This window comes from Streptomyces gobiensis, assembly GCF_021216675.1.
GTDB classification, from domain to species: Bacteria; Actinomycetota; Actinomycetes; order Streptomycetales; family Streptomycetaceae; genus Streptomyces; species Streptomyces gobiensis.
Genome location: NZ_CP086120.1, coordinates 3761795 through 3788746 on the forward strand (window position 1 = coordinate 3761795; position 26952 = coordinate 3788746).

Here is a 26952-nt window from a genome sequence, read left to right on the forward strand (position 1 = left end):
TAATGCTCACGTCAAATCCGAATGACGGTACAGGAGAGGAACCCCCCACATGGTGCGCTCCGCACATAGACGACCTCTCATCGGCCCGCTCGCCGCCATGCTTCTCGGCGCGGCGGCGACCATGAGCATCAGCGTGACCCCCGCCGCCGCGGCCACCGCGGCGCCCACCGAAGCGACCGCCGCGCCCGGCTTCGAAGGGATCGTCGCACTCAGCAACTGCTCCGGCGCCGTCATCCGGATGCCGGACTCCAAGCCTCAGGACCCGGCCCTCGCGATGTCCAACGGCCACTGCGTCGAAGGCGGTATGCCCGGCCCCGGCACGGTGATGGTCGACAAACCCTCCAGCCGGAGCTTCAGCCTGCTGAACGCCGCTGGCGACAAGGTCGCCACGCTGAAGGCCACAAAGCTCTCGTACGCCACGATGACCGACACCGACGTCTCCCTCTACGAGCTGAACACCACCTACGAGGAGATGAAAGACAAACACCGCATCGACGCGCTGGAGCTCGACTCCGCCCGCCCCGCCGAGCGCATGGACATCGATGTGGTCTCCGGCTTCTGGAAGCGCGTCTACAGCTGCGCCATCGATGGCTTCGCCCATGAGCTCCGCGAGGGCGGCTGGACCATGAAGGACTCCATCCGTTACACCCCCGACTGCAAGACCATCGGCGGCACTTCCGGCTCCCCTGTGGTCAACAGGGCCACCGGCAAGGTCGTCGGCGTCAACAACACGGGCAATGAGAACGGTCGGCGGTGCACCCTCAACAACCCCTGTGAGGTCGACAAGGACGGCAACGTCACCGTTCGCCCCGGCATCAACTACGGCCAGCAGACGTACAAGATCACCCAGTGCGTCACCACGGGCAACAAGATCGACCTGACCCTTCCCGACTGCGCCCTGCCCAAGCCATAAGGCAAACCCAGCCCCTTCCCGGGCCCGGGAAGGGGCTGGACTGGGGGAGGAACCCCTACGGCAGCCCGTGCACATGCGGTCCGACCACCGAGGACCACGCGTTACCCGCAGTCGCGTCCCAGTTCGTGGACCAGGTCATCGCGCCCCGGATGCCGGGATACGTCCGTGACGGCTTGAACGACCCGCAGTTCTCACCCTTCGCCAGACAGTCCAGTGCGGCCGTCACCACACCCGGCGCGACATACCCCGAGCCCGCACCCCGCGTTGAGGCGGGCAGGCCCAGGCCGACCTGGGAGGCGTCAAGGCCGCCCTCCAGCTGGATGCAGGCCAGTGCCGTAAGGAAGTCCACCGTGCCCTGGCTGTAGACCTTGCCGTCACACCCCAGCATCGAACCGCTGTTGTAGTACTGCATATTGACGACCGTCAGGAAGTCCTTCACGGCCAGCGCCGTCTTGAAGTACTCGGTGTCCGTCGACTGCATATCGATCGTCTGCGGCGCCATCGTCAGCACCAGGCTGTCGCCCGCCTGCTGATGTATCGATGTGAGGGCCCGGGTCAGATACGTCGAGTTGATCCCGTGCTCCAGATCGATATCGACCCCGTCGAAGCCGTACTCATTCATCAGCCTGAGCGTGCTGCTGGCGAAGGCATCGGCGGAAGCCGGATCGTTGATGGTGACGTTTCCTTTCTCACCGCCGACCGAGATGATGACCGACTTGCCGTCCGCCTGCTTGGCCGCGATATCGGACGTGAAGTCCGCCTCGGAGTAGTTCAGCGCCGGATCGAGGTTGAACTCGATCTCACCGGCTGTCGCCGTCGAGTCGGCGAAGGAGACGGCGATGATGTCGTAAGCGTCCTGGACATCACGGATCTTCTGGACGGTCGCGCCGTTGTCGAAGTTCTGCCAGTAGCCCGTCACCGCGTGCTTCGGTACCGCCGAGATCTCCGGTACGTCCTCACTTGCCTGGGCCGTGCCGAAGGCCACCAGCCCACCGGCGGCCAGCGCCGCCGTGACGAACGATGCCAGCAGCCGGTTGCGCAGCCTGTGCTTTCCGTACTCGCCGTACCTGTGACCTGAATGTGCGCGTGCCACAACTTCCTCCAGCGTGGGGGTGTGGGGGTGTCGGGAGGGGAAACGCGGTGCCTTACAAGCTGGTCCAGACCAATGGGCATGTCAAGTCCCCGGACCGCATCCGCCCACCCCCGCACCCGGGACGAAGCCCCGGTTTCGGGAAGGGGAGGGCCAGGGGAGAACCCACCCGTGACCGAACTCAGTGACAGAGACGGCAGTCAGCAGGAATTACCACCCCTGGAGCCCGACCAACGCGTCCGCTGGCGCTCCATCGGCCCCGGCCTGGTCGTCGCCGCGACCGGCATCGGCGCCGGTGACCTGGTCGCCACCCTCATCGCGGGCAGCAAGTTCGGCTACAGCCTGCTGTGGGCCGTAGTCATCGGCTGCGTCATCCGCATCGCCCTCGCCGAAGGCGCCGCCCGCTGGCATCTGGCCACCGGGCGTACGATCTTCGAGGGCTGGCGCTCCATCGGCCGGTGGACCGGCTACTACTTCGGCGTCTACATCGTCATCTGGGGCTTCGTCTACGGCGCCACCGCGATGTCCGCCAGCGCGCTGCCGCTGACCGCGCTCTTCCCCGGCTTTGCCGACCTGAAGGTCTGGGGAGTCACGGTCGCCGTACTGGGCCTGCTCTTTGTCTGGTTCAACCGCTACGCGGTCGTCGAGCGTGTGATGACGATCCTGGTCGGCGTGATGTTCGTGATCGTCGTCGTACTCGCCGTGCGTGTCGTGCCCAGCGCGGGCGACGCCGCGGCCGGACTGGTGCCGTCCCTCCCCGACGGCTCACTGCTCTACACCCTCGGCGTGATCGGCGGCGTCGGCGGCACGATCACCATGGCCGCGTACGGCTACTGGGTCAACGCCAAGGGCTGGTCAACACCGGGCTGGATGAAGATGATGCGGCTCGACAACTCCATGGCGTACGTCGCCACCGGCATCTTCACCATCGCCATGATCGTTGTCGGTGCCGAGCTGCTGCACGCCACGAACATCACCCTCGCCGAGGGCAGCAAGGGCCTGTTGGACGTGGGCGACGAACTGGAACGCCGCTTCGACGCCCCCACCGCGAAGCTCTTCCTGATCGGCTTCTTCGCGACGTCCTTCTCCTCCCTGGTCGGCGTCTGGCACGGCGTGAGCCTGCTCTTCTCCGACTACGTGGCCCATATGCGCCGCGAGGTCACCAGCACGGAAAAGGTCGCCGAGGGCGTACGCGAACGCGCCCTCCCCTTCCGTGGCTACCTGCTGTGGCTGACCTTCCCGCCGATCGCCCTGCTCTTCCTGGACCGCCCCTTCGGCCTGGTCATCGCCTATGGCGTACTCGGCTCACTCTTCCTGCCGTTCCTCGCCGGAACCCTGCTGTGGCTGCTCAACCGCGAACAGATCCCCGCCCAGTGGCGCAATGGCTGGCTCAGCAACACGATGCTCGCCATCGCGGCGATCCTGTTCGTGGTCCTGTGCGTCGAACAGATCCGTACGCTGCCCTGGTGACCAGGGCAGCGCATGGAGGTAATCAGTTGTCGGTCCACCAGTAGCGCAGCTTGTTGTCCGAGTGGTTCCTGTTCTTCTTGTTGCCGATGTCGGCACACCAGGTGACGCGCTTACCACTGGTGTTCTTTGTGTTGGCACACGCCCGCATGTACCGGTTCTTCACACCGCGGCCGCTGTGCAGGTACCACTTGCTGGTGAGCTTCTGACCGTCCTTCTTGGCGGTCTTGAATCCGCAGCTCTGCCAGGTCCTGCCCTTGTTGTGGCTGATGTTGACCCAGACCCGGTCCCCCTTCCTGGCCTTGTTGATCCGCCCCACCGACCGGTCGTGGATCTTGCCGGTGGCCATCAGCAGGCTCCGGCCATAGCGCTTGGTGTAGCCGTCGTTGTACTTGGCCGTGCCCTTGCCCTTGCGGGACACGGTCTCCCAGAAGCCGGGGCCGTCGTAGCTCTTGTAGACGCAACTCGCCGAGGCGGCTGCGGCCTGCATCCCCTCCGATGCCGACGCTGCCCCGGCTGTCGCAGACCCGGGCGAGAAGGCCGTCAGCCCCGCCATCATCGCGGCGGCGGCCACCGTCGTCGCTGCGACCGTCATACCTCGCTTCATGGTTCCCCCGATCCAGACGCACCCCCGTGATGCGCTCACCTGCCGAACGTAAGCGGGGTGACTTGGCCCCTCAACAGGGGAGTAAGCAGCTGTTACCCGCATGTTGCCCAATGCGGACCGAATCGTCTCTTCCGCCGGGCGGCGCCGGGAGCGTGGTCACGGCAGCAGGGGCCTTCAGGGACACAGTGCGCAGGTCTGACTGAGGTGCGCGCCGAACTGATGCCCTGCTTCGGGGGACGTATGGACTCGTCGGACCCCCGATCTGTGGGTACATCGTGAGTGGCTGTGAGCCGAAGTCTGTTCTCTGGCGTGTAAAGGGTGGATATGGTGCAGTGGCGGCAACGCAGAGCAAGGCCTGAGGGTGGACCAACGCTGCGGGCCACTGGGGGAACGGCAGTTCTGAACGGGGAAACCACATGGCTACCGCGATAGCAGTCACCAGCGCTGAGCTGGTGCTTCCACCGCCCAACCGGCAGACGCCGACCGCATATGTCCTGACCCCGGCGGGTAAGCAGCCGTTTGATGCGGCGCTCACCGAGGTGAGGATGCTCCTGGAGCAGCACGAGTACCTGATCGTGCTGTGCCCGTCCCGGACCCCGGTTGCGGTCAGGCAGCGGCTGCATGCCGTCCGGTCCATCCTCGAGAGCGAACGGATTGCGGTATTCGAGACAGAACTGCCGCCGCTAGGCCTCGGTGTCCTGGCCCGACAGCTGGGCCAGTTGTCCATCGTTGGCTTCAGCCCCGGGGTCCTCGCCTCCGCGGCACGGCTGCTGTCCCACTACATCTATGCCGGTGCCTTGCTGAACTCGGTAGCCAAGCTCGACCGGGTCCCGGTCTCTCTCAAGTCACACGCCAAGTCGTGGGTGCCCGGCGTCCAGTTCGGCGTGGTCGCACACCCAGAACCACAGTTGGTCAAGATTGGCGGTGAGGAGAGCCTGGGGGGTCCCGGCTACGCGACAGTGCTCACCACTGCCAGTGGTCAGCTCACCTCTGACTGGGTCACCGGTACCTTGGCCCGGCAGTGGCGGGTGCAGGGCCTCGAAGGGGTCGCTCTGCCGCCGGAATCGCCCCGCTGGTGGGGGACGGGAAAGCTGATCGAGTTCGCCGCGCACATTCCGGACATTGGAGTGCTTTACCAGCTGGTTGGGTCAGTACGCCGAACCCCGTGCCACTGGTGTGGTCTGGAAGTCATCGGAGACCGTTGTGTGTTCTGTGCGGCTCCGATCGTGCCGTCGTCAGAGAACCAACTGGGCTCAGGTGCCGTCGTCGTCAGTCCCGGGGCTGCGTCACCCGGTCAACGTGGGGAAACGTAGCGGCCACCGCCGAACCATCAATCACAAGCGCCAGATTGTTCACCACTCCTTGTCCACGCCCTGAATGAGGTAGTCCACGATCATGAACTCACGCCAGCGCCGCGGCATCATCTTGCTGACACTGTCGATATTCCTGGCCTTTGCTGCTTTCGTGGGTGTGCTGTCGGTAGTCAGCGACGTGGAGTCAAAGGTGGGGCCTGAGGTGGCGGCGTATGAGCTGAGCAAGGACGTTGATGCCTACGCGGCGTTGGACGAGAGCGACGTGACCAAGGTGACCATGCCCAAGCGCTGGCTCTCGGCCAACGCGGTGACCGACCCGGAGGAGATCGCTGGCAAGATCGCGGTTAATCCGTTGAAAAAGGGCTCTCTGCTCCAGACGGACATGATGGCGGAGCGTCCCGAACTCAAAGACGGCGAGCAGGAGATCGCCATCATGATCGACGCCGCCACCGGCGTGGCAGGCAAGATCACCCCTGGGGCGACGGTCAATATCTACGCCACATTCAAGGACAAGAAAGACAACGAGCTTTCCCGGCTCTTGGTGAACAACGCTCGAGTGATCGATGTCGGGAAACTCACCGCGATCACCAAGGAAGGTGAGAACGAGCGGCGCGAATCCGAGGCCGTGCCGATCACGTTCGCCTTGGACACCACCGACACGCACCGGGTGTCGTTCGCAGAGTCTTTCGCGGTCAACGTCCGCCTGGCTCTGGTCGCACCCGGCAGCGATGCTGTCATCCCGGACGGCGAGCGCGACTACACCCTGAATGGGGACAGGTGAGGTAGCGGATGGTTACACGCATCCTCCCGGCCGTGGCGGAGCCCGATGCGGCTCGCTCCATGACTGCTCTGCTGGGCCAGCTGCCGGACGCGGAGCCCGCGCCGCCCGTCGGGGACTCGACCACCCTCGTCGACGCGCTCGGCCGACTCGCCCAGGAGTCCATCAACGACCTGCCCGAGGTCGTACTGGTACATGAGCGGATCGGCCCTGTGCCCGCGCTTGAACTCATTCGCGACATCGCGATGCGTTTTCCCGGGGTGGGCCTGGTCCTGGTCACCGTGGACGCCAGCCAGGCGCTGATCTCGGCGGCTATGGACTCTGGCGCGCGCGGTCTGGTCTCGCTGCCACTGAGTTACGATCAGCTGTCGGCCCGCGTCCAGGCGGCCGCTTCCTGGGCGGTCGCGGTCCGCGCGCACCTGAGCGACAACCCGCAGTTCGATGCTGGGCCCGGCGGCACCGTGGTTACCGTCACGGGTGCCAAGGGAGGAACGGGCGCCACCCTCACCTCGGTCCAGCTGGCCCTGGCCGCCTGTGCCTCCGGGCAGAGCGTCGCCCTGGTCGATATGGACCTGCAGGCCGGAGATGTGGCCTCCTACCTCGACGTCCGTTTCCGTCGCTCCATCGTCGACCTCGCGAGCATCAGCGACATATCACCGCGGGTGCTCCAGGACGCCGTCTTCGCCCATGAGACAGGGCTCGGGCTGCTGCTCGCGCCCGGCGAGGGGGAGCAGGGCGAAATGGTGAGTGACCGGGCGGTCCGTCAGATCGTCAGCGCGCTGCGCACCCGCTACCAGGTCGTCATCGTCGACACCGGTACCCATATGAGCGAAGCCAATGCGGCTGCCATCGAGATGGCGGATACCGCGGTGCTGCTGACCACCCTGGACGCCGTTTCGGTCCGGGCTGCCAAGCGCATGGTGAAACTGTGGCAGCGGCTGCAGATCCGCAAGGGTGAGGAGACCCTCGCCGTCGCCAACCGCTACACCCGCAGCTCTGAGATCCAGCCGTCGCTGATCGGCCAGATTGTGGGCTGCCACATCGCCAAGACGGCGATCCCGTCAGCCTTCAAAGAGCTGCAAGGCGCTGTGGACGCGGGCCGAATGCAGGACCTTGAGCCCAAGGGCGCAGTGAAGCAGGCACTCTGGGGGCTGGCCGGAGAGCTCGGTCTGATGACCGGCAAGCCGCTGCCGGACCAGGGGGGCAAGTTGTGGAGCGACCGCGGCGCCATCACCCTCCGTCGTAGTCGCAGGGGCGGCATCGGGCGGCGGTAGAGCATCACGGATACACGGACACACGGCGGCACGGCACGGCACGGACTAATCGATCCATTGGGGGAGCTGACCGATGAGGCACCGGATAGCGGATAGCGGGCGGCCCGCTGCGCCGGTCCGTCGCCGATATGACGGCGCCGGTGACGACAGGGGCCAAGCCTCCATCGAGTTCCTGGGCATCCTTCCGCTGATCCTGCTCGTACTGGTCATCCTCTGGCAGTGCGCGCTGCTCGGCTACACCTACACCTTGGCGGGGAACTCCGCGGACAAGGCCGCCCGCAAGGCCGCGGTCACACCCTTGCCGGAGCGACAGGAGGCATGCAGGGACGCCGCCGAGGACACACTTCCGCAGGTCTGGCGAAAGAACACCCGGGCGTCCTGCGTCGCACGGGATGGAGTGGTGCGGGCCACGGTCAATATGAAGGTTCCGGTGCTCTTCCCGGGCTTCGTCAATTTTCCCTTTACGGTTACCGGCACGGCCGGCTCGCCACTGGAGGCCAACTGATGCTGCGCTGCACGCTTCTCGAAAGGCACCGCCGACACCTCGCCGACCGTGACCAGCGTGGCCAGGCGTCCATCGAATTCCTGGGCTTCCTGCCGATTCTGCTGATCTTGGGCTTAGCCGTCCTCCAGCTCGGTATCGGGGCCTACGCCGCCCAGCAGGCCGGCACCGCGGCCCGTACCGCTGCCCGCACCGCCGTTCATGATGACCCGCAGCTCGCCTACGACGAGGCGGGCCGTCAGTCAATCAGTGGCTGGCTGGCGGGTAAATCGGACTTCACCCGGACCGGGGACGGCAGCGAGGTGACCGTGACTGCCAAGCTCACCATCCCTTCGGTCATCCCCGGCATCAAAGACTTCGGTGAGGCGGAGCGCTCCTCCACCATGCCGCTGCGCTGACTGAACACCTGGACCGCCAGAGGAGTTTCGGACATGAGCCTGAGGGCGCGTATCAGCACTCCCGAGGAGCAGAACTCGGGACGGGAGGACGGCCACCTGGTCGCCACCTACCGGGCCAAGCTGCTCGAGGAGATCGATCTCGCGGAGATGTCCTCGCTCCAGGCAGCCGAGCGCCGGGCCCGGCTGGAGCGGGTCCTTGGACACATCATCAGCCGCGAGGGTCCCGTCCTGTCCACCCAGGAGCGTGCCTCGCTCATCCGCCGCGTTGTGGATGAAGCCCTGGGCCTGGGCATCCTCGAACCGCTCCTGGAAGACGCCTCCATCACCGAGATCATGGTCAACGGCCCGGACCACATCTTTGTCGAGCGCGGCGGCCGGGTTGAGCAACTGCAGATGTGCTTCGCCTCCAACGAGCAGCTGATGCAGACCATCGAGCGCATCGTCTCCACAGTCAACCGCCGGGTGGATGAGGCCACTCCGATGGTCGACGCCCGTCTCCCCTCGGGCGAGCGGGTCAACGTCATCATTCCGCCGCTTGCCTTGAGCGGCCCCACGCTGACGATCCGCCGCTTTCCCCGGGCCTTCACTCTCCACGAGATGATCGGGCTCGGCTCGCTCGATGAGCAGATGCTGATGCTGCTGGCCGGTTTTGTCCGGGCCAGGTTCAACGTCATCGTCTCCGGCGCCACGGGCTCCGGCAAGACCACGCTTCTCAACGCCCTCTCTGGGCTGATCCCGGAGAGGGAGCGCATCATCACCATTGAGGACTCCGCGGAGCTGCAGCTCCAGCAGAGTCACGTCATTACCCTGGAGTCCCGGCCGCCAAACGTTGAAGGCAAGGGCCAGGTCAGCATCCGCGACCTGGTCCGCAACTCACTGCGTATGCGTCCCGACCGCATCATCGTCGGTGAGGTCCGGGGCGGTGAAACGCTCGACATGCTGCAGGCCATGTCCACCGGGCATGACGGCTCGCTGGCCACCGTCCACGCCAACAACGCCGAAGACGCTCTGATGCGACTGCAGACCCTCGCCTCCATGTCGGAAATCAAGATCCCCTTCGAGGCGCTCAAGGACCAGATCAACTCCGCCCTGGACGTCGTCGTCCAGCTGACCCGTTTTCCCGACGGCTCCCGTCGCGTCAGTGAGATCGCCATCCTTGATTCGCACGGCCGGGAGGACTACCGCATCGCGACGGTGTGCCGTTTCAACGCCCAGCCCATGGGGGGCGACCATGTCGTGCACGGCAAGTGGGAGTACCTCCCCATTCCACGGCGGGTAGCCGACCGGCTCTATATGGCCGGCGAGCCCGCTCCGCCCGCCTTCGGGGTCGCCCAGCACGCGTCCCAGCTCGCCACCCGGGAGGCCCTATGACGCTCCGCCTCCCTCCTTTCACTCCCAACTCATCAGGTAAAAGGCCCCGTACCCATGGATAATCTCGGCTTGCTCACCATCGGCGTGACGCTCCTCTCGGGCACGCTCGCCGTCCTCGGTGTGCACATGTACTCCACGGGCAAAGCACAGCGCCAGGCTTTGGTGGACCGGCTCTCGCACACCGGGCAGATAGCCATCCCCGCCGGCCGTCGCAAGCGCTTCACCGGGGTGGACCGGAAGCTGCGCGGCACCACGTTCGGCAAGAAAATCGAGACGAAAATCGCCACGACCGGTCTGGACATCACCCCCGGCGAGTTCTGTGTGTACGCGCTCGCGGGCGTCGCCGGGCTCTGGTTTGTCGCGCAGGCGGTCTTCGCCTCCTTCTTCGGCCCGCTCGCCGCCCTGCTCGGCCTATGGGGAGCCAACGCCTTTCTGAACTGGCAGCGGAACAAGCGGATCGACAAGTTCATCAACCAGCTCCCCGAGCTCTCCCGCATCCTCGCGAACGCCACTCAGGCCGGTCTGGCCCTGCGCACCGCCATCGGTATGGCCGCTGAGGAGCTGGAAGAGCCGGCGGGTGAGGAGCTGGGACTGGTCGCCAGCCGGCTCGCGGTCGGCCATTCCATCGATGACGCCCTGGGCGAACTCGCCGAACGGCTGCCATCGCGGGAATTGGTAGTACTCGTGACCACTCTCGTGCTGTCCAATCGGGCTGGCGGCACGGTCGTCAGCTCTCTGCGGAACCTCACCGAGACGCTGGAGGAGCGTAAGGAGACCCGGCGCGAGGTGAAGACCCAGCTTTCCCAGGTGAAGATCACCGGCTTTGTCGTCCCCGCGATGGGCTTGGGCGCCCTGCTCCTGCTGGACCGCGTCATGCCCGGCGCGCTGGACCGGATGTCCGCCAGCTTTATGGGTCAGGCCGTCATTGTCGCGGCGTTCGCGTTGTACGGCCTCGGGCTGTTCGCTCTACACCGTCTTTCCAAGATCGAAGTCTGAGAGGAGGTGGGACCATGGGACTTCTGCTCGCATTGACCATCGGCCTCTGCGTCTACTTCGCCTTCTACGGAATCCGGATGTACCGGACCGAGGCCAAGCTCCCGGGCGACCTCGCCGTTGCCCTGGAAGTCGGCTCCACCCGTACCAGCGCCGCCGGTTCGGCCATCGACCGGATGGGTATGCGCTTCGCTCCCGCCGTGCTGCGCATGATGGGCCCCAAACGGGTCGACAAGAAGCGTCGCCAGATCGATCTCGCGGGCAACCCTGGCGGTCTCACCATCGACCGCTACGCCGCTCGCCGGGCTGTCTATGGCTTCATTGGTTTTGGCGGTGCCTTCAACTTCCTCATCCGGGATCAGCTCTTCATCGCGCTGGTCATGGTGGCCTTCGGCCTCTTCTGGGTTGAGATCAGTATCTTCGCCGCAGTCCGCCAACGGAAAGAACAGATCGAGCGGACCCTCCCTGACTTCCTTGACGTGCTCGCCGTCGTCGTTTCCGCGGGGCTCAACTTCCGGGAGGCGCTGGAGCGGGTTTCCGAGAAATACCGGGGTCCATGGGCAGACGAACTCAAGATCACGCTGCGCCAGATGGACATGGGTGTCAGTCGTCGGCAGGCTTTCGAGGAGCTGCGCAGACGGAACGACTCCGAGCAGGTGGCGATGTTCGTCACCGCGTTGCAGCAGGGCGAGGAGCTGGGCGCCCCGATCGTCGACACCCTGATACAGATCGCCAACGACATGCGCCGGACCGATGCGCAGAATGCCCGCCGCCGAGCCGCCAAAGCCGTGCCCAAGTCCACGCTGATCATCACGATGTTCATGGTCCCGGCGACGATGCTTCTGCTCGGTGCGGCCTTCATCTTCGGCTCCGACATCGACTTCGGCAGCACCTTCGGAGACTGAGGTGCCGATGTTTGGACTGCGGGGGCAGCGGTATCGCGGCGATGGTGACGCCGCCATGACATTCCAGTGGGGACGCCTCACTCAGGGACAGGTGGCTGATCCCCCTCCCGGTTCCGCCACCGCGTCCGCACATGATTCCGCGCCCACACTCGCCATCCAGGTCAACGCGCTCCAGGCGCTGTGCCGCCAGGTCTTCGGCTTCCGGTTGGCGATGATCGCCATCGGCACCCCGACCGCCCTGGCGGGCGCGGCACCCGGGACGCCGTCCTACCTCGTCAGCGCAGCCGTGCTGGTCACCTTCATGGGCTCGTACGTCATGTTCCGGGACTGGGAGCGCTTCGGCCCGCTGCTGCTACGGCACCCGTCCTTGCTCGCGATCGACATGTTCTTCGGTGGCCTCCTCTTAGTGACGGCCACACCGGAGTCCACGCTCGGTTATGTCACGGTCTGCACGCCACTGCTGGCGGGCCTGGTATACGGCTGGCGCGGTGCCGGCTTCTTCGCCGCCCTCCAAGGCGTCATCGTGGCCATGGTCTACATCGCTGACGCCAAGCTGGACACGTCCTGGGCCAGCGCTTTGCTGCTGCCTGGCTTCTGCGTTCTGGCCGGCGTCATCGGCGTCACCCTGCGAAATATGATGCTCCGCTTCGGCATCGCCTCCCAGGCCCTCACCGAAGCGCGTGCGCGGCTCGCCGTGGCTGGCGCGGTAGAGGAAGAACGGGCCCGGCTGGCCCGGGAGATGCATGACTCGGTCGCCAAGACGCTCCACGGTCTGGCGCTGGCTGCGGATGGTCTCGCTGAATCCGCTGGCCGCATGGACCCCAGGACCGTCAAACACCAGGCTCAGCTTGTCGCTCGCTCCGCGCGCCGCGCCGCCGGCGAATCGCGTGAGCTGCTGGCTGATCTCCGGCGTGAGTCAGGCCTCGACGGTGGCGTGGACATCGTCAGCGAATTCGAAGCCAGAGCCACTGACTTCGGCAACCGCAGCGGGCTGCCGACCACCTTCCACCGCCTCAGCCCGGACCCGGTACCCCCAGTTCCGCACGCGGTGGCCCGTCATGCGCTGACCATCGCTTCCGAGGCGATGGACAACGCCTATCGCCACGCTGACGCCACCCGGGTAGCGGCCGGAATCGGGATCGTGCACGGCAACTTGAGGATGAGCGTCTACGACAACGGAAAGGGGCTGCCGCCGCACACCTCTCTTGACGACCTTAAGAAGACCGGCCACTTCGGCCTTGTCGGCATGGTCGAGAGAGCCCTGGGCATCGGCGCTCGCATTCGCATTGGCAAGGGACGCCACGCACTGGGCACCGAAGTGCGCCTGGACCTCCCGAGCTCTGTCTTCCAGCATCCAACGGCATCACCCCACTGCTCCCCACTAGTTTGAGAGGAGGTCGCGCCCCATGCCCGACAACGCGTCAATGAACTCCCCAGCACCTCAGCACGGGCCCACCCCACCCCCACTCCCCGAACCGGTAGCCGCATCGCCGCTGAAGGTGGTCGTGGCCGATGACAACCCGGTCGTCCGCGCGGGTCTCACCGCGCTGCTTTCCGGCCGCGACGAGATTCAGGTCGTCGCCGAGGCTGCCGACGGCCGCCAGGCGTTCGACGTGGCTCGGCAGCACAGTCCCGACGTCATCCTGCTCGACGTCCGAATGCCGGGCGTGGACGGCTTATCTGCCCTACCGCATCTGGTCCTTCTCGCACCTGTGCTGATGCTGACGTACAGCCGGGAGAGCGAGGTCGTCCATGAGGCGTTGCGCCTGGGCGCGGGCGGTTACCTGGTACACGGCGAGTTCACCGCCGACCAGCTCATCGCTGCCGTACGGGATGTCAAGGACGGCAAGGCGCACTTCAGCGCCACCGCTTCCAACACGTTGCTGGCGCAGATGCGCGGCGGGCCCCCGTCGGCCGGGCTTCATCCGCCCTCCGCCGACCCGAGCGGTGGACAGTACATGGCGTCGGAACCACCATCATCAGGTCACGCACATGCATACAGCCATCCCGGCCATAACCCCCGCCCGGGTGCGTCGGATCTTCAATCGCTCGTAAGAAGCTCAGCATTGAATCCGCCTCAGTTTCCTACGCACTCTTCGCAGAGGCAATCTTCTATGGCATCGTCTTCCCGTGAGCAGCAACCGAGGGGAGGGCGGTACGGCCTGAGCAGCCGGGAGGCAGAGATCATGGAACACATCGCAGCCGGGATGTCGAACGCCCAGATCGCCGCCACCTGCTTCGTCGCGGAGAAGACCGTCAAGAATCACATCAACCGCATCTTCACCAAGCTTCAAGCGGCCAGCCGCAGCGAGGCCATCGCGGTCTGGCTGGGCACAGTCCGAGGGGGGAACGACTGACATGACCAAGCTGGGGAGCAAGCGGGGCCCCATGCGGGCGGGCACCGTGGGCTTAGGGACCCAAATCCTGCTATGGGCCCGGGACTGGGCCCGCAGACCCATGCTGGGCACCTCCACTCCGGCGTACGTTTCTCACGTCGCCAGCGAGACCGGCCAGGAGGAAGCCGGAAGCGCGAACGGCGCAGAGGCTTACGCGTCGGCCGGGCAGCGGTCGGCCGAACTCGGAGGGGTACACCATGAACGACAAGATGCTGAAGGCCTACGCCAGCACCCGCGTCCACGCCAGCCACTGGGCGAAGACCGGCGTCGAGAAGTTCCAGAAGCGCTACGCACACCCGTTCGACCGCGGTCAGACCGCCCTGGAGTACCTGGGCATCATCATGGTGGTCGTCGTGATCATCGGCGCGATCGTGGGTACCGGAATCGGCGGCAAGATCACCCAGAAGATCAACGAGCAGATCGACAAGATCAAGGCTGGCTGATCACCCTGACTCGTACAGCTCGCGATCGAGGGCAGGCTTTCCCCATCTACATTGTGATGGTGGCGAGCCTGCTCTTTCTCGCGTTCGCTTTCTTCGCTGTGGGTCAGGCATCCGCCACCCGCAACGGGGCTCAGGGTGCGGCCGATGCGGCGGCGCTGGCGGCTGCCAAGGATGCTCGGGGGCAGCTTCGTAGCGGCTTTATCAACGCCATTGGCAACCCGGCCTCATGGCAGGGCTGGCTGAACGGCCAGGGGTTCCTCACCGCCTCGGCCTGTTCAGCAGCAGACCGCCTCGCGGATGCCAACGACGCCGACGTCCTCGACTGCGCACGGCAGGACTGGCCGGACCGTGGTTTCACTGTGGAGATCGAGACCCGCTACACAGTGGGCCGGTCGGTGATCCCCGGTACGGAGAACAAGAAGGCCACGGCCGAAGCCACGGCCGTGATCGAGCCGCGCTGTCGCTTCAAGGAGGACGAAGACGCGGACGAGGACGAGGAGAATCCGCGCTTTGAGTTCCGCTGTGATGGCGGCAAGCGCTGGATCATCGATCCAGGGGACGAGGATTTCGACCCATGGAAGCGGGGGGTCTTGCCCAGCGTGGCCGACCTCTTCTCCGTTCGGCTGGACGACTGATCGAGCGAACGACGAGTAAAGGAAGCATGCTTTATGAACATTTGGCGCACCAGGAAGGCTCGTAGGGGCGCGGCAGCGCTGGCGATGGCGGTCACTCTGGCGATCGGCGTGTCGGCCTGCGGTGGTGACGATGACAAGCCCCAGGGCAGCGATGCCTCGGAGCAGTCCAAGGGCGATGGTGGTGGGGAGAAATCAAAGCAGGATGAGCCGGACAAGATCCTTGCAGAGATCGAGGGCGATGAGGGGATGATCCTCACGATCAATGCCGTCACGCGAGATGCCAGCGGCTTTGTCACGGTCGACGGAAGGGTGAAGAACACCGGGAAATCGACCTACTACAAGACCACTGAGTGGGGTGGCACCGAGGAGGATCTTAAAGGCGGAGGTCAGTCTGTCGGCGGTGCCACTCTCATCGATAAAGCGGGTAAGAAGCGCTACTACGCTTTGCGTGACACTGAAGGGCGCTGTCTGTGCACTTCGGGGTTCACCCAGGTGGATCCAGGTAAAGAGATGAAGGTCTTCATACAGTTCCCGGCGCCGCCCAGCGAAACAAGGGAAGTAGACCTACAGTTTCCGACTTTCAAGACCACTACCCTGAAGATCGAGGGGTGAGTACCTTGACGAACGCCACCCCGATGCCTTTCGCCGCCGCAGTCACCGCCCTCGTGGTTCTTTTCTCGGGCGGTGCCCTAACCGCCACGGCTCATGCGGAAGATGGCCCGAGTTACCCGCCCGGAACTGAGCCCAACGACAAGGCACCCGTTGAGGTCGATGCCAACCACCCTGGGCTGAAGATGGTGGATGGCGCCAAGCTAGCCGAACCGAAGGTGCTCGACATCAAGATGATCGTGGAGGACGAGGACGGGGAGGAGGTCAAGGAGGAGTCCAATCAGGAGGTCAAGTTCCGTCTCCAATCCGAGGTTCTCTTCGGCAAGGACAGCGCCAAGCTGAACTCCAAGTCCCACGCCCGCATCAAGGAGATCGCCGAGGAAATCAACAAGCAGAACGCCTCGGAGGTCCGGGTCTTCGGTTTCACCGACAATCTCGGTTCGTACGAGCATGGCATGAAGCTCTCGAACAACCGGGCCAAGGCGGTCCACACAGAGCTCGTGAAGTCCATCGAAGGCAGCCCCACGTATCAAGTCAGGGGCTACAGCGAGGACTACCCAGTGGCCGACAACTCCACCGAAGAGGGCCGGAAGAAGAATCGCCGCGTGGAGATTTCCTTTCCCCGTGGTGAGTAGCCGGTGAGACGCCAACCTTCGCGCCTGTCTCCCCTGACTGGTTGGGGGCCCCGGACGGAGGCCACATCGCGTATGTCCCGTTACCGCCACCAGAGCGCACATTTACGAGCACATGGGAGCACCACGACATGAAGACACGCAGGGCGCGCCTCCTCCCCGTCGCCGCTTCCGTACTCGCGCTGGGCCTTGTGTCCGCCTGCGGCGGGTCGGGTTCCGGGGACGGGAACACCTCGGGCGATGCGAAGAACGACAAGGTGTCCTCGGCCCCGACAAAGGAGTCAGCCGCACCGGACGAAGACAGCCAAGCCGCACCGGCGAAGGCGTTGTCCGAGGGAGAGTTGAACAAGGCCGCACTCGCCACCGCGGATGTGTCGGGCTTCACCGTCAAGACGCCATCCAAGGAGGAAGTCTCCGGGGCGGGGGAGGAGAAGGCCAAGTCCCCTGAGTGCCAGCCGATCGCATCGGTAATCGGTGGTGTGCCGCAGCCCGAACCGAATGGGCTCGTCTACCGGCAGCTGTTGAGCACGTCCGAGGACGAAGACGCCGGCGGGCTGATTCTCTTCGAGATGCTGGCCGCTTATGAGCAGCGGTCCGCCGAGCGAATGCTGGGCGATCTACGCAAGGCCATGAAGGCATGTTCAGGCGGCTTCAGCACCACCAGTGCAGGCGAAACTAACAGGTACACCACGGTGAGGGAGCTCACCGCGCCTACCGGCGCGGATGACGCCCTGGCCTACGAGGTGGTTGGTGACCTCGAGGGCGACAAGGTTCCGTTGCTGTTCAACGTGGTTCGTTCGGGATCCACGGTGGCCATCTTCTACTCCATGAATCTCATGGATTCCTCCAAGGCCGAAGTCCCTAAAGCCGTGGTCACCGCCCAGATCAACAAGCTGAAGTAGCGGCATGGCATGGTCGGCCATGTGTCGCTGAGCCGAGGTTGTTCCCGCGCTGACGTTGACAAGGCTTCGGAGTGTCCCAGGAACACGGTGCCGACGCCTCCTCTCCGCCCCGGTGGTCACTCCTCGCCCTCGTATACTCTCTTTGAGTAATCCCTTGCAGTAGTGCTCGCTGTGCCGCGTCGGCCTCGCGCGGCAACTTGCCTACTGCGGAGAGGAATTCCCCTGCGTCGCAGGCCTGTTGGGCCTCACATTGGGCCCTGGGGCCCATGCGTCAGTCTGGTAATCCGACTAACCTCGCCGCATGGCTGGACACATACCCTCCCCGCGTCGGGTGGCGATGCCAAGCGCCCTGGTTGCGGCCAGAGTTGCGCTTTTTCTCTTGCTCGTATTGGCGTTCATCGATGCCTCGGGCAGTAACGCGGGCTGGGGGATGGTGTCCGCTCTGGCTCCAGGTGTGTCCGGAGCGCTACTCGCTGGTGGGATGCGGGTGGCACGCCGATGGGCGTGGTTAGGAGCGTACGTACTTCAAGGATTGGTGCTCGTCCAGGCACTGAATAACACGCGGGATGGTGTGTGGTGGGGGCCTGTTCAGCTTGTGCTGCCGCTGCTGGTTATCGTGCTGCTCTCGTTGCCGCAGGCACGGGCGTGGTTTGCCCTGCCGCGGGGCCGCCGGGCACGGCGGGCACGGGTGTCACCGGGTCGAATGTTCCAGTTGCGTCATCTGGAGCGTGGCCAGACGGCGCCAGAGTATGTCGGTCTGGTGCTTGTGGTGGTGGCGATCGTCGGTGGTCTCGTGGCTGTCGGGGTCGGGACGGAGATCACCAGCAAGATCAGCACCCAGATCTGCAAGCTGACGGGTGGCGGTGACTGCGGCGATTCGGGTGGCGGTGCGGACAAGCCTGTTGCCGACGGATCGAAGACCGGTGATGACCCGGACGAGGGCCCTGTACAGGCGAAGTCGCCGGAGGAAAAGGAGTACGAAGCCGCTAAGAAGGCCGTAGAGGATCTTGAGAAGGCGCTGGAGGCCGATAAGGAGAAGGCCAAGGAGGCCGCCAAGGCGCTGATGAAGATCCTCGCGGATGAGTTAGGGATCACGGCGGGTCTCGACTGTCTCTTGGAAGGGGACGCATCCGCATGCGGCGAGACGATCCTCAATATCCTGACGAGCTTGGTCGGTGGCGCGGTCGGGAAGCTGGCGGCGAAGTACGGGGCACCGTGGAAATGGAAGCAAGCCGCAGAGCTCGTCAAGAAGATCAAGAAGCACGGCGGTGATGTCGCCACCGGGCTCAAGGGGATCATTGACAAGTCCTCGAAGTTGAAGAAGGCGCGGCAGCGGCTCAAGAAGGCCGAGGGCGCGTGTAATCACAGCTTCTTGCCGGGCACCCCAGTTCTGCTGGCAGATGGCAGGCGCCCCGCGATCGAGGACGTGCGGGTCGGAGACCTGGTCACCGTCACCGATCCGAAACGCGGTTTGACCACCACGCGACCCGTCGCTGGCACGATCACGACCGAGGATGACAAGGACTTCACCCGTCTTACGGTCCGGGTGGGCGGTCGCACGACGGTGATCACCTCCACCGATACGCATCCGTTCTGGCTGAACGACCAGAAACGCTGGGTCGAGGCCAGTGACATCCGTGCTGGTGCCGAGCTGCGCACGCCGCAGGGAAACTCGCTGCCGGTCGTGAAGGTCAGCCAGTACGAAAAGCTGCAACGTACCCATGACCTGTCCATCGAGGACATCCAGACGTACTACGTCGAGCTGGGCGGCTCAGCAGCCCTCGTCCACAACTGCCCGGCCAAGAACCCGAACGACCCTAAGAACTGGAAAAAGCCTTCCTGGAACAAGGACCTCAAGAACCCGAAGGTCGGCGACAAGGATGGGGGAAACGGTGCGTGGGGTTCGAGGGACCGCAACCCGCCGTCCACACCGAAGAACGAGGCTTGGCTGCGTTACCAAGAGCAAATATCCGGAGTGAAGCGGGGCAAAGAGTACATTGTGAAGAGCCCAGATGGGGGACGCCCCGTCGAGTTCGATGGCTGGGACTCTAAGCGTGGGACGTTCCTGGAGGCGAAGAACGGTTACGGCGGCCAGGTCTCGAAGGCTGGGAAGCTCAACAAGTCCACGGCCGACACCTTCGCGAAGGAGGCCAGGCGACAGATCCGCGCGGCTGACGGCAAGCCGGTGGAGTGGCACTTTTCGAACCCGGAGGCAACGAAGGCCGCCAAGAAGTTCTTCCGCGACGAGGGTATAAACGTCAAGGTGATCCATACGCCGGTGAAGAAATAGGAGCGGAGACGCCATGTTGGACTTGGTGGTGCGTGGGTTCTGGGGGCCGCGGTCTGAGGGCCCTCTCGAGCTCGCTGAACGTTGGCTTGCGTTCCTGGAGAGGCTTCGGAAGCTTGATCCGGACACCTTCTGCGGCTGGCGTGAGGTGGCGGAGTCGGATGCCAAGGCTCCGGCCACCGCACTCGACCCGGTCGCGTTGGCTGCGTACATCACAGCAGCGAACCCTGAGCCCGACGCCCAGCAAATCGGATACCGGGCCACTGTGTGGACGCGGCAGGAGGGGCGACCCGAAGTCACCGTGAAGGTTACCGGAGGCGGGACCGCCGATAACGTTCCACAGAGTGTGGTGGTGAACCTGGAATTGATGGATGAGGACCACGAGGCACCACAAGCACGTCTTCTTCCAGAGGCGCTGGTCGCTCTCGCGGATGTGTGGGACGTCGACTGGGGGGACTTCTATGACGACGACCTTATGGATGCCGTGGAGGAAGCGTACGACCTGTCGAATTCCAGTCCGCGCTGCGGCCGGGCCGTGTATCTCTCCAGCGGCCGGAAGGCACTAGCCCCCGAGGACCTTCCCGGTCGGCGACTCGCCACCGGCCATGGCGGGGTGGTCATCGATTTGAGCGGGCCGAAGGGTGAGGCGCCGGTGACCGATACGGTGATCGCTGTGAACGGAGCGCTGCGCAACTCTGGAGCGCTGGAGGAGCTACCATATCCTATGGACCGGCCCAAGCTATGAGGTGGCCGGATGCCCGCGAACCCTCCAACGCGTGCGCGGAAGAGTCCTGTCATGGGTGTTGACCGGTATCTGCAGACAATTGATGAGCTTTGCCTGCTCCCCTTCGGGCTCTCGTGGGAAGAAGACGAGCCGTGGAGAGTAAGTGGTGATGACTTTTACATGGTGCCGCTGCGGATAAGCGACAGCTTTTCCTACCCGAACAACGATCCGGCTGTGTACCGCGCGGTGAGCGCGGAGTTCGAGCGGGAACTCGAAGAAATCGGCCGGGCTCTGGACAGCCGCTGGGGCGTCCACGAGCTGGTACCGATGTTTGGTTTCTATGAGCTGTATGTCGATCAGGAGCCGATACCGCGGCTCTTCCAACATCTATGCAACTTCGGATTCTTCGGCGATCTGCTGGTCTGGCGCCGAGAAGGGCGCTGGGTGGGACTCAGCGTCGGGCATGAGGACAAGGAACAGCCACTGGTGCTGTTCGCTGTTGTGAGTGGCTTGTCCGATGGACTCCCTGGCTGAGTACGTTGGTACAGCTTGGCCGCACAACGTGTGAACTGGTCCCGCGTTGACCTCTGCTTGATAGGGACCCTGGGTCAGTTCGCACCGTCTTTGCGACTGACAGTATCGGGCGAACCTAGGCCCGAAGTTGGGCCCCGGGGCCCATGCCGCAGAACAGCCTCTTCCGTACCGTCCTCCTCACCAGCCACCCGGGTGTCAGCCCCGGGGCCGGCGGAGCGGGGAGGGCAGTGATGTTAGGCGTGAGGGACTGGGGCCGGGACCGTGGGGCCACCGGGATGGAGTATCTCGGGATCATCATGGTCGTGGCTCTGGTCATCGTCGGCATCAGCGCCACCAGCGTCGGCCAGTCCGTCAACGAGAAGATCTACTGTGCCATCAGCCAGCTCACTGGCGGTGACTGCTCGACGGGGGATGCCGCAAAGCCGGATGAGAAGAAGACCGATGAAGATTACCGTCCGCTCTCCTGCCAGACGGCCAGCCGCACAGAGTCGGTCAGCAACGAGGCAAAGATCCTCTGGATCAAGGTCGGCGACAAGCACGACTTCAAGCTGGAGGAATTCAATGTCGAGGACGAGAACGGCAAGGTGGACAAGAAGTTCCACATGACCTTCGTGAGCGGGAGCAAGGCTGGACTCGAGTTCAAGCCCACCTTCGGTGGCAAGGTGAACACCGGGGACCGGGAATCGGGTGGTGCGTCGGTCTCTATCGGCGGCGGTCTGGAGATCTCCGATGGCAGCACATGGGTGTTCGACAGCGAAGAAGAGGCCATGCGGTTCAAGGACGACTTAGAGCGTCTGCACCAGGCTGAGGAGAGTACGTGGACCAAGCCGGGCTGGCGAGTCGTCCGCGACGGCTGGCGCGAGCATGTCTCCGGGTCGAACAAGGATCTCCGGAAGAAGCTTGAGAAGGAGATGGACTTAAAGCAGGTGAAGTTCCGGACAGTGGGCCTCGACGCCGGTGCGGAGGCCAACCTCGCCGGGCCCGCCATGGACGACGAGATCGCCGCTCAGATCGGTGGCAAGGTCCAAGTCTCCGGCTCCATCACCGAAACCGAGAACTGGGTTGACAACACCCACACCGCCACTTACGCCTTCGCTCTTGAGGGTGAGATGAAAGCTGAGCTCGAAGCCGGCGGCGCCAAGGCCGGGGCCTTCGCCGGACAACGGCGCAACGGTGCGATTGGTGTCACCCGGGACATGAACTCCGGTGAGCTGCGGAAGATCACCATCACCCGCACCGTGGACACCAAGGCCGGGGCGAGCGCCGGGGTGTCGGATGGCGAGGCCTCCGGCACCGGCAAGGGCACTGCCAAGGACACCGAGGTCATCACCACCACGCTGAAGATCCCGGAAGGGCCCGACGGCAACGCGATGCGAAAGACCGCTGAGGATTGGCTGAACGGCCCTGCCGAAGCCACCGAGCCGATCAAGACAGCTTTTGCCAGCCCCGCACCCGACGAGCGACCGGCTGACGACGACGCGTTCGGCCAGCTTCTCTTCGACCACGGCAAGACGAGCAAGGGGACCTATGCTTCGGTGGAAGACGCCGCCAGCTTCGGCTTCGAACTCAATGTCATGGCAGGGCTTGGATACAACAGGACCATTACCGAGACATCGGCCAGGATCATGTCAGGCGACTACCTTGCCGCCCCACGAGGTGACACTCGTACCTATCGGTCCAATGAACTCTGCTCTAAGTGACCCGAGAGGATCCGCCATGAGGACTGTTCGCCGAGCTGCCGCAGCCCTGGGCGCCACCGCTTTGGCCGCCGCTCTACTCGGTGGCTGTGGGCAAGGCGGCCAGGAGGACGGCGCCAATACAACCGACGATGGCGGAGGCAATGTTCTACGGGCCAAGAGCCTCTCCGTCAGCTATCCGGATGACTGGGAGGAGGTCACGCCCGGTGAGAACATCGATGCCATGGCGGAGCTGCGCAAGGACAGCGAATCGCTGGGCCGTATCTCTCTGAGGCTGGCTTTCGTCGATTCGGCACGCCCGCTGGGCGCGGCGAACTCGGCGGCGGCGACCTATATCTTCGGTGGCAGGGTGGAGAAGCGGTCACAGATCACGCTGGACGGCGTGGACGGCGAGGTGTGGCGGAACGACTACCCCACACGTGAGTCCCCCGGCGGGGAAGGCCTGGCTCCGAAGGGCGCGCTGATCGCGGGTACGGATGTGGTCGGCATGGACAAGGAGAACAAGCCCTTCCTGGTCCGTATCAACTACGTCTCCGGGGAGCTCTCCCCGGCCGAGGTCGAAGAGATCGTCAACTCCGTCACCCTCTCCGGCTGACGGTGCTGTCGCCCGTGTCGGCAAGGGCAGCTTGGAGCGCAGGTTGAGCAAGGCTTCCAAGCACTACCGCTCGGGGAGCCGTCGGGAGGAAGAGGAGTGCCTGAAATGTCTGAGTCTCGGAAAGTGCTCGAAAATCGTGCTCCGCCGTGCTAAACACACAGGTCATTCAGTGTGCTCCCCGCGGATGCGGGGATGGTCCCCTGCCTTCGGTTGCTGGGTGCACACTTGCCAGGTGCTCCCCGCGGATGCGGGGATGGTCCCGCCGGCCGCACCTCCGTGACCACGCGGCTCTTGTGCTCCCCGCGGATGCGGGGATGGTCCCAGCAGGCAGTACGCCACCAGCTCAATCCCGCTGTGCTCCCCGCGGATGCGGGGATGGTCCCAAAGAGGCGTTGCTGTGTGCATCTCAATGTGCGTGCTCCCCGCGCATGCGGGGATGGTCCCACCAACCAAGCCGCCGAGTCCGTGCCGCTCATGTGCTCCCCGCGCATGCGGGGATGGTCCCAGACTATTTCCGTGCATGTGGCGCTGGTGACTGTGTTCCCCGCGCATGCGGGGATGGTCCCGTGCTGGTCGATGGGGCGGTGCCGAGCTCCAGGTGCTCCCCGCGCATGCGGGGATGGTCCCGGTCTGTCGTGATGGACGCGTTGGCGGACCACGTGCTCCCCGCGCATGCGGGGATGGTCCCGTCGTACAAATCCGCATCCCACGGTGCGGGATGTGCTCCCCGCGCATGCGGGGATGGTCCCACCGTTACGTCTACCTTGGGCACTTCGTATCCGTGCTCCCCGCGCATGCGGGGATGGTCCCCTGTTCGCGTTCAATACCGAGTCCGGCGGCGAGTGCTCCCCGCGCATGCGGGGATGGTCCCTCCTGGGCGATCCGGGGACCGTACTGGAGATCGTGCTCCCCGCGCATGCGGGGATGGTCCCGGCTCCTCCGTCTCCCTCTCATAGCAGCGGGAGTGCTCCCCGCGCATGCGGGGATGGTCCCGCCACACCGAAGTCCCGGGCGACCTGCCGGGCGTGCTCCCCGCGCATGCGGGGATGGTGTCGGGCTGGCTCGGCCTCCGCTCCTCTCCGAGTGGCGCCTGCTGGGCCGAGCAGGGCTGTCCGACGGGCTGTTGGTGACTCTCGCCATCACAGCCTGACCACCAGCCCAGTGACCTTGGGCGGCCACTGCCCAGGCGGTGGCGCGGACCTTCAGGTCAGCTGCCGGACTCGTTGAGGAGCTGCTCACGGCGCTGCTTCCGCCCCCGGTAGATGGCCTGGGTCATCATCAAGATGGTGGTGAGCACGAGGAACAGGACGATGAGCGGGACCGGGTTCTCGACGCCCGTGGTGATGCTTAGCGCCCCGTTGTCTTTCTCCACCGTCTCGAAGATCAGCGCCCCGAATAACGCCTTCCGTTTGACGATCTCGTCAGTGCCCGTTGAGAACATGAGGGTGAGCAGGGTCACCGCTATGACGCCCAGCGTCAGCAGCGCGGCTCCTATGGCGGGCTTCACTACCGATCGTGCCTTGAACATTCCTTCTCCTCGACTCGCTTGTGTGGATTCCTTGTACCGCGTACCAGATGAACGCGACGGCCGCCCCGGCAAGGCAGCGCATCACCGCCCAGGGCGGGAGACTGAGCAGGCCCAGCCCGATCACTGACAGGCCCATAACGATGACGACCACGGACAGCCCCAGGAACATGGAGAACGGGACGGCTTCGGGTACGGGCTCGACTGTACGCGTGCTCACGCGTGCTCGGCTTGGTGCTGATCGACGGTGTCCACTGGTGCGCGAGGCCCGGCACGGTTGCCGCAGCGAGGTCAAGGCGGGCGTGCATGCTGAGGCTCACCTCTCCGTACGGGCGTACGCGGGACCAGTACAAGCGGGACTTGCCGTCCTCGTACAGTTGGCCGATCCCCGGCAGCTAGCGCTCCGTCGACTTCATGTTCCCCTGCCTGCGATTCGGGCGTTTTCAGAACCATGCTTGGTCATCCGGCACGACCGAGGCGGGAGTGAACACGATGCGGCCATCCTCGACGGCGCCCACGAGTTGGCCGCCTCTTCGAGGGGCGGGCCTTACCCTGTTGGGGCTCTCGCCAGTGAAGACTGACGAGAGCCCCGGCTCCATTTCAGGCGTCCTCGTGCATCTCGCCGTGCCTGCTCAGACGCACAGCTCGAACCAGACGACCTTTCCTTCTGCGGTGCCGTGGTAGTCGGTGTGGCCAAGGGGGTAGCGGCCCCATTTTCGGGAGAGGCGGTCGATGAGGTAGAGGCCTCGCCCGAAGGTGCCGTGGGTTGAGTAGAGGAGGGGGTCGGGAAGTTCGGGATGGTTGTCCCAGACGCTGACGCGGAGGACGCCGTCGCGTGCGCGGGCTCGGATGAAGACGGGGCCGTCGGAGTGCTTGACGGCGTTGGTAACCAGTTCGCAGGCCAGTAGCTCGGCGGTGTCGGTGACTTCGACTGTGAGGCCGTAGCCGGTCATTGCGGCGCGCAGGGTGGTACGGGCGATGCCGGGGGCGCGGGGGTTATTGGTGAGTTGGAGGCTGCACTCCCACTCGTCGGGCGGATCGCTCGACGGTTGGGTGGGTGCAGCGATGGCGGATGTGGCCAACTCTCTTCTCCTGTCGCGGGCGTGGCGTCGGGCGGTGGCTCTGTCGCCCCGCTGCGCGCGGGCAGGGCGATGCACTTCCGGGATCCCGGTGCCACGGTGAGTAGTGACGTGCGACTCACGGTAGGGGCTCGCGGTAGCTCTTGTCCATCGAATGCGTAGACTGAAGTCACCGACGGTAGATTGCTCGGTACCACGCATGGGAGGGATGGCTGGATGCCGCCGAGGGGAACCCCTACTGCTCGTCAGCAGCGATTGGGCTTTGAACTGCGTAAGCTTCGCGAGCGAGCAGGGATGTCAGCTACCGAGGCTGCTGCGCTCATGAGCCTCACTCAGTCCCGCGTCAGCAACATTGAGTTGGGACGTTACGGGGTAAGTGCCGACCGTGTGCGCATGTTCGCGCGCACGTACAAGTGCGGTGACCCGGCGCTCATCGATGCTCTGGCTGCAATGACGACTGGCCGGACTCGTAATTGGTGGGAGGAGTACCGCGATACGCTCCCTGCGATGTTGCTCGACCTTGCCGAGCTAGAGCATCATGCAGCCAGTATCCGCACTGCTCAGTTCACTCACCTTCCGGGCCTGCTGCAGACCGTAGACTACGCACGTCTCATCTTCCGGCAGAACATCCCCGAGCTGTCTCCGCCTGAGGTGGAGCACTTGGTCTCTCATCGCATCAAGCGACAGGGCATCCTCTACAAAGACGAGCCAACCCCAAACATCGCAGTCATCCATGAGGCTGCTCTTCGGATGCAGTTCGGTGGGCCGGATGTCATGCGCGAACAGCTCCAGCACATCGTCAAGATGGGCGAGCGAGACAACGTGACGGTACTCGTCATCCCCTTCTCAGCTGGGATCTTCCCGGGTACAGGGCAGACCGTGGTGTATGCAGAAGGTCCGGTACCGCAGCTGGACACCGTCCAGCTCGACACCGAACATGGTTCCGAATTCCTTTACGCGGATGCGCAGCTGGAGAGGTATCGAACCTTCATGGACCGATTTGAAGCCGCCGCCCTCGACGCCGACGCGTCAAGCGAACTCATCCATAGCATCATCAACAGCCTGTGAAAGGTCTCGTTGTGCCCCGCATCAACTGGCAGAAGTCGTCTTACAGCAGCCAGGCCAGCAACTGCGTCGAACTGGCTCCGGACCTCACACCCGGCGCTATCTATCTCCGTGAGTCGGATGACCCATCCACCGTCATAACCACCACCTCGGCTCGGCTGGCCGCATTCCTCACCGCTGCCCGCTCCGGCAAGCTCCGCCTGGAGGGTGGGTAGAGC

General features: G+C 64.6%; 28 protein-coding genes and 1 CRISPR repeat array. Of the genes, 24 read left to right on the forward strand and 4 right to left on the reverse strand.

Going from position 1 to position 26952, the window contains the following annotated elements; translation table 11 throughout:
• The first annotated feature begins 49 nt into the window (after positions 1-49).
• Entirely contained in the window at positions 50-913 is an 864-nt protein-coding gene (locus tag test1122_RS17615) for a trypsin-like peptidase domain-containing protein (protein ID WP_232270124.1), read from the forward strand.
• 55 nt (positions 914-968) lie between these two features.
• On the opposite strand, the gene test1122_RS17620 is transcribed toward test1122_RS17615, so the two are convergent.
• Positions 969-2018 carry a chitinase gene (locus tag test1122_RS17620; RefSeq protein WP_422397082.1) on the reverse strand — a complete coding sequence of 350 codons (1050 nt, stop codon included), beginning with the start codon at positions 2016-2018 and terminating at the stop codon, positions 969-971.
• A 156-nt stretch (positions 2019-2174) separates the two neighbouring features.
• Between test1122_RS17620 and test1122_RS17625 the strand changes: the two genes are divergently transcribed.
• Entirely contained in the window at positions 2175-3473 is a 1299-nt protein-coding gene (locus tag test1122_RS17625) for an Nramp family divalent metal transporter (protein WP_422397002.1), read from the forward strand.
• Positions 3474-3495: 22 nt separating this feature from the next.
• Here test1122_RS17625 and test1122_RS17630 read toward each other — a convergent pair whose 3' ends face one another.
• Positions 3496-4065, reverse strand: coding sequence for a hypothetical protein (locus test1122_RS17630; protein WP_232270125.1), 570 nt, complete (start codon positions 4063-4065; stop codon positions 3496-3498).
• 428 nt (positions 4066-4493) lie between these two features.
• Here test1122_RS17630 and test1122_RS17635 point away from each other — a divergent pair, with 428 nt between their 5' ends.
• From test1122_RS17635 to test1122_RS17730, 20 genes are all read left to right on the forward strand, one after another.
• The gene (locus test1122_RS17635; protein WP_232270126.1) at positions 4494-5390 is read left to right on the forward strand and encodes a hypothetical protein; all 897 of its coding nucleotides are present in this window, start codon (positions 4494-4496) and stop codon (positions 5388-5390) included.
• A gap of 82 nt (positions 5391-5472) precedes the next feature.
• Complete coding sequence (gene cpaB, locus test1122_RS17640; protein ID WP_232270127.1) at positions 5473-6171, forward strand: Flp pilus assembly protein CpaB; 699 nt, start codon at positions 5473-5475, stop codon at positions 6169-6171.
• Between the two features lie 8 nt (positions 6172-6179).
• The gene (locus tag test1122_RS17645; protein WP_232270128.1) at positions 6180-7442 is read left to right on the forward strand and encodes a CpaE/TadZ family protein; all 1263 of its coding nucleotides are present in this window, start codon (positions 6180-6182) and stop codon (positions 7440-7442) included.
• 73 nt (positions 7443-7515) lie between these two features.
• Complete coding sequence (locus tag test1122_RS17650) at positions 7516-7947, forward strand: TadE/TadG family type IV pilus assembly protein (protein ID WP_232270129.1); 432 nt, start codon at positions 7516-7518, stop codon at positions 7945-7947.
• Positions 7947-8342, forward strand: coding sequence for a TadE/TadG family type IV pilus assembly protein (locus test1122_RS17655; RefSeq protein ID WP_232270130.1), 396 nt, complete (start codon positions 7947-7949; stop codon positions 8340-8342). Before test1122_RS17650 ends, test1122_RS17655 begins: the two co-directional genes overlap by 1 nt.
• A gap of 33 nt (positions 8343-8375) precedes the next feature.
• A complete protein-coding gene (locus tag test1122_RS17660; protein ID WP_232270131.1) occupies positions 8376-9713 on the forward strand; it encodes a TadA family conjugal transfer-associated ATPase in 1338 nt (445 codons plus the stop codon).
• 54 nt (positions 9714-9767) lie between these two features.
• The gene (locus test1122_RS17665) at positions 9768-10709 is read left to right on the forward strand and encodes a type II secretion system F family protein (protein WP_232270132.1); all 942 of its coding nucleotides are present in this window, start codon (positions 9768-9770) and stop codon (positions 10707-10709) included.
• Between the two features lie 14 nt (positions 10710-10723).
• Positions 10724-11611 carry a DUF5936 domain-containing protein gene (locus tag test1122_RS17670; RefSeq protein WP_232270133.1) on the forward strand — a complete coding sequence of 296 codons (888 nt, stop codon included), beginning with the start codon at positions 10724-10726 and terminating at the stop codon, positions 11609-11611.
• Positions 11612-11666: 55 nt separating this feature from the next.
• Positions 11667-13001: a sensor histidine kinase gene (locus test1122_RS17675; protein WP_422397003.1), complete on the forward strand. Its 1335-nt coding sequence runs from the start codon at positions 11667-11669 to the stop codon at positions 12999-13001.
• A 16-nt stretch (positions 13002-13017) separates the two neighbouring features.
• Positions 13018-13968: a response regulator gene (locus tag test1122_RS17680; protein WP_422397004.1), complete on the forward strand. Its 951-nt coding sequence runs from the start codon at positions 13018-13020 to the stop codon at positions 13966-13968.
• A 236-nt stretch (positions 13969-14204) separates the two neighbouring features.
• Complete coding sequence (locus tag test1122_RS17685; RefSeq protein WP_232270135.1) at positions 14205-14450, forward strand: hypothetical protein; 246 nt, start codon at positions 14205-14207, stop codon at positions 14448-14450.
• Positions 14451-14455: 5 nt separating this feature from the next.
• Positions 14456-15085, forward strand: a complete 630-nt coding sequence (locus test1122_RS17690; protein WP_277879909.1) for a pilus assembly protein TadG-related protein — start codon at positions 14456-14458, stop codon at positions 15083-15085.
• Positions 15086-15118: 33 nt separating this feature from the next.
• Positions 15119-15697 carry a hypothetical protein gene (locus test1122_RS17695; protein WP_232270136.1) on the forward strand — a complete coding sequence of 193 codons (579 nt, stop codon included), beginning with the start codon at positions 15119-15121 and terminating at the stop codon, positions 15695-15697.
• 5 nt (positions 15698-15702) lie between these two features.
• The gene (locus test1122_RS17700) at positions 15703-16329 is read left to right on the forward strand and encodes an OmpA family protein (RefSeq protein ID WP_422397083.1); all 627 of its coding nucleotides are present in this window, start codon (positions 15703-15705) and stop codon (positions 16327-16329) included.
• Between the two features lie 128 nt (positions 16330-16457).
• On the forward strand, positions 16458-17228 hold the full coding sequence (locus test1122_RS17705; protein ID WP_232270137.1) for a hypothetical protein: 771 nt from the start codon (positions 16458-16460) through the stop codon (positions 17226-17228).
• A 535-nt stretch (positions 17229-17763) separates the two neighbouring features.
• Positions 17764-19518, forward strand: a complete 1755-nt coding sequence (locus tag test1122_RS17710; RefSeq protein WP_232270138.1) for a Tox-REase-5 domain-containing protein — start codon at positions 17764-17766, stop codon at positions 19516-19518.
• A gap of 13 nt (positions 19519-19531) precedes the next feature.
• Entirely contained in the window at positions 19532-20260 is a 729-nt protein-coding gene (locus test1122_RS17715) for an Imm52 family immunity protein (RefSeq protein WP_232270139.1), read from the forward strand.
• A gap of 51 nt (positions 20261-20311) precedes the next feature.
• A complete protein-coding gene (locus tag test1122_RS17720) occupies positions 20312-20773 on the forward strand; it encodes a hypothetical protein (protein WP_232270140.1) in 462 nt (153 codons plus the stop codon).
• 230 nt (positions 20774-21003) lie between these two features.
• Positions 21004-22473, forward strand: coding sequence for a hypothetical protein (locus tag test1122_RS17725; protein ID WP_232270141.1), 1470 nt, complete (start codon positions 21004-21006; stop codon positions 22471-22473).
• A gap of 16 nt (positions 22474-22489) precedes the next feature.
• Positions 22490-23065 carry a hypothetical protein gene (locus tag test1122_RS17730; RefSeq protein ID WP_232270142.1) on the forward strand — a complete coding sequence of 192 codons (576 nt, stop codon included), beginning with the start codon at positions 22490-22492 and terminating at the stop codon, positions 23063-23065.
• 171 nt (positions 23066-23236) lie between these two features.
• Positions 23237-24119: direct repeats of the CRISPR family, unit length 29 nt; unit sequence GTGCTCCCCGCGCATGCGGGGATGGTCCC.
• 153 nt (positions 24120-24272) lie between these two features.
• On the opposite strand, the gene test1122_RS17735 is transcribed toward test1122_RS17730, so the two are convergent.
• Together test1122_RS17735 and test1122_RS17740 are read right to left on the reverse strand one after the other, a co-directional pair.
• Positions 24273-24593 (reverse strand): hypothetical protein, encoded by a 321-nt coding sequence (locus test1122_RS17735; protein WP_232270143.1) that lies wholly within the window; start codon positions 24591-24593, stop codon positions 24273-24275.
• 629 nt (positions 24594-25222) lie between these two features.
• Positions 25223-25672 (reverse strand): ATP-binding protein, encoded by a 450-nt coding sequence (locus tag test1122_RS17740; RefSeq protein WP_232270144.1) that lies wholly within the window; start codon positions 25670-25672, stop codon positions 25223-25225.
• 213 nt (positions 25673-25885) lie between these two features.
• On the opposite strand from test1122_RS17740, the gene test1122_RS17745 reads away from it, so the two are divergent.
• Positions 25886-26737 carry a helix-turn-helix domain-containing protein gene (locus tag test1122_RS17745; protein ID WP_277879845.1) on the forward strand — a complete coding sequence of 284 codons (852 nt, stop codon included), beginning with the start codon at positions 25886-25888 and terminating at the stop codon, positions 26735-26737.
• Positions 26734-26949: a DUF397 domain-containing protein gene (locus test1122_RS17750; protein WP_232270146.1), complete on the forward strand. Its 216-nt coding sequence runs from the start codon at positions 26734-26736 to the stop codon at positions 26947-26949. The genes test1122_RS17745 and test1122_RS17750 overlap by 4 nt, the downstream gene beginning before the upstream one ends.
• Positions 26950-26952 lie beyond the last annotated feature (3 nt).